Here is a 2,513-nt window from a genome sequence, read left to right on the forward strand (position 1 = left end):
CGGCCCGGTCAGGAAGACCAGGCGGAACTTGCCGATCTGCACCTCGTCGCCGTTGGCGAGCACGGCGGTGTCCACCGGCTCGCGGTTGACGTAGGTGCCGTTGAGGCTGCCGACGTCGACGACGACGAACTCCGCGCCGTCGCGCCGGAACTCCGCGTGCCGGCGCGAGACCGTCACGTCGTCGAGGAAGATGTCGCTGTCGGGGTGCCGGCCCGCGCTCGTGGTGTCGCGGTCGAGCAGGAACCGCGATCCCGCGTTCGGCCCGCGCTTGACCACCAGCAGCGCGGACCCGGCGGGCAGGGAGTCGACGCCGGAGACGCCGCCCCCGCGGGTGTCCGCATCGGACTCGGCGAGGAAGTCGGCCCGGAAGACCGACGTCGTCTCACCCTGACGTTCGGGGGGGACAGGACCGCCTGTGCTCACCGTGCTCCTCCGTCGATGCTCGCCTGCTGCCACTGTCGTGCGGGTGCCACTGCCGTTCGGGGCCTCGCCGAGTCGAGCCCGGGGGTGGGTGCCACGTCCGTCGACACCCCCGGTCGGGGCACCGCGACGAGGTGGTGGTCACGGTACCGTGCGTCACCGTCGCGTCGTGTCTCGGTCCCGCCTCACCGCTCCCGCCCAGGTCGGGGCCGGGAGCGGGACTCACTCCCCGTCGATCAGGGCCTGGTAGGCCGCCGCGTCGAGGAGCTCGGACCGCGCGCCCGGGTCCGACGCCGTCATCTCGAACATCCAGCCCGAGCCGTACGGGTCGGAGTTGAGCTGCTCCGGGGTGTCGCCCAGCGAGTCGTTGATCCCGGTGATCTCCCCGGCGAGCGGGGCGTAGATCTCCGAGACCGACTTGGTGGACTCGACCTCGGCGATGGAGTCCCCCGCCGACACCGTGTCGCCGACGCTGGGCAGCTGGACGAAGACCACGTCCCCGAGCTGCTCCTGGGCGTAGTCGGTGATGCCGACCCGGACCGTCCCCTCGTCCTCCGCCGGGGCGACCCACTCGTGCTCGGCGGTGTACTGCAGACCCTCGGGGACCACGCTCGACTCCCTCGTGCTCGGTGTGCCGGTCGTCGACCGGTGATCGACTGGCGGAGGCGGCGAGCGTAGAGGGCGCCGCTCAGGAGGGGCAATCGAGCACCCGCGCCGGGGTGCGGACCAGCTGGGTGACGTAGAGCGCCCCGGAGTAGAGGTGCAGCGCGATGCCCCAGGCGGTGAAGGCGAGCGCGAACGGGCGCGCGGCGTCCGCGCCGGGCCAGTCCATCTGCGCGAGCAGCAGCAGCGGGAAGGCGTAGAGCAGGCAGAGCGTGGCCGCCTTGCCGACGTAGAGCACCGGGAAGGCGAGGTAGCCCCTGCGCCGCAGCAGTGGCAGCGCCGCCGAGACGACGACGTCGCGCCCGACGATGAGCACGACGACCCACCACGGGACGATGTCGCGGATCACGAACGCGACCAGCGCCGCCAGCGTGTAGGCGCGGTCGGCGAGCGGGTCGAGCGCCTCCCCCAGCTTGCTGTACTGGTCGAGCCAGCGGGCGAGCTTGCCGTCGAGCCAGTCGGTGATCCCCGAGATCACGAGCACGATCAGCGCCCAGCCGTCGGCCTGCGGCCCGATCAGCAGCCACAGGAACACCGGCACGCCGGCCAGGCGGAGCGCCGACAGCAGGTTGGGCACCGTCAGCCACCGCTCGGCGGCGATCTCGCGGATCGTCACGGGGTCATCCTGGCACCTTCCCGGCGGCCGCCGTGGCGCCTCGCTGCCGGCGGGCGGCAGCCGCCCTCAGCGCGCGGTCCAGCCCATGTCCATCGTCACCGGCGCCCCGGTGAACGTCCCGCCCGCCGGGGTGGTGAGGAAGGCGACGACGTCGGCGACCTCACTGGGCTCGATCAGCCGCTTGAGCGCGTGCGGGGTGAGGATCACGTCCTCGAGCACCCGGTCCTCGCTGATCCCGTGCACCTTCGCCTGGTCCGCGATCTGCTTCTCGACCAGCGGCGTGCGCACGTAGCCCGGGCACACCGCGGCGGCGGTGACGCCGTGGGGGGCGCCCTCGAGGGCGAGGGTCTTCACCAGACCCAGCACGCCGTGCTTGGCCGAGACGTAGCCGGCCTTGAAGGGGCTCGCGGCGAGGGCGTGCGCGGACGCGATCGGGATGAACCGCCCGCCGTCGGGCGCGGCGCACAGCGCCTCCCAGGCGTACTTCGCGAGCAGGAACGGCGAGGTGAGGAGCAGGGCGAGCAGGCGATCCCACTGCTCCTCGGGGAACTCCGCGATGGGAGCGACGTGCTGGAAGCCCGCGTTCGGGACGATCGCGTCGAGCCGCCCGTGCGCGGCGAGCGCCGCCTCGACCAGGCGTGCCGGAGCGCCGCCGTCGGTGAGGTCGGCGGTGAGGAAGTCGACCCGCTCGCATTCGCCGGCGAGCCGCTCGCCGCGACCGCCGTCGCGGCCGGTGGCGAGCACCGTGGCCCCCTCGCGGGACAGGCGACGCACGGTCTCGGCGCCGATCCCGGAGGTGCCCCCGGTGACAAGT

Annotated in this window: 4 protein-coding genes; all 4 read right to left on the minus strand. The window is 73.2% G+C overall.

Translation table 11 applies throughout. From position 1 onward, the window contains the following. A partial coding sequence (odhI, locus tag AC0CYZ_RS28320; protein ID WP_472221447.1) for an oxoglutarate dehydrogenase inhibitor Odhl occupies positions 1 to 423 on the minus strand: 423 nt, incomplete at its 3' end. A 219-nt stretch (positions 424 to 642) separates the two neighbouring features. After that, positions 643 to 1,029, minus strand: a complete 387-nt coding sequence (gcvH, locus tag AC0CYZ_RS28325; protein ID WP_472221448.1) for a glycine cleavage system protein GcvH — start codon at positions 1,027 to 1,029, stop codon at positions 643 to 645. Between the two features lie 79 nt (positions 1,030 to 1,108). Continuing rightward, positions 1,109 to 1,699 carry a CDP-alcohol phosphatidyltransferase family protein gene (locus tag AC0CYZ_RS28330; protein WP_472221449.1) on the minus strand — a complete coding sequence of 197 codons (591 nt, stop codon included), beginning with the start codon at positions 1,697 to 1,699 and terminating at the stop codon, positions 1,109 to 1,111. A gap of 66 nt (positions 1,700 to 1,765) precedes the next feature. After that, positions 1,766 to 2,513: SDR family oxidoreductase (locus tag AC0CYZ_RS28335; RefSeq protein WP_472221450.1), on the minus strand; the 748-nt coding region annotated here is incomplete at its 5' end.

Source organism: Actinomycetospora sp. (assembly GCF_055612215.1).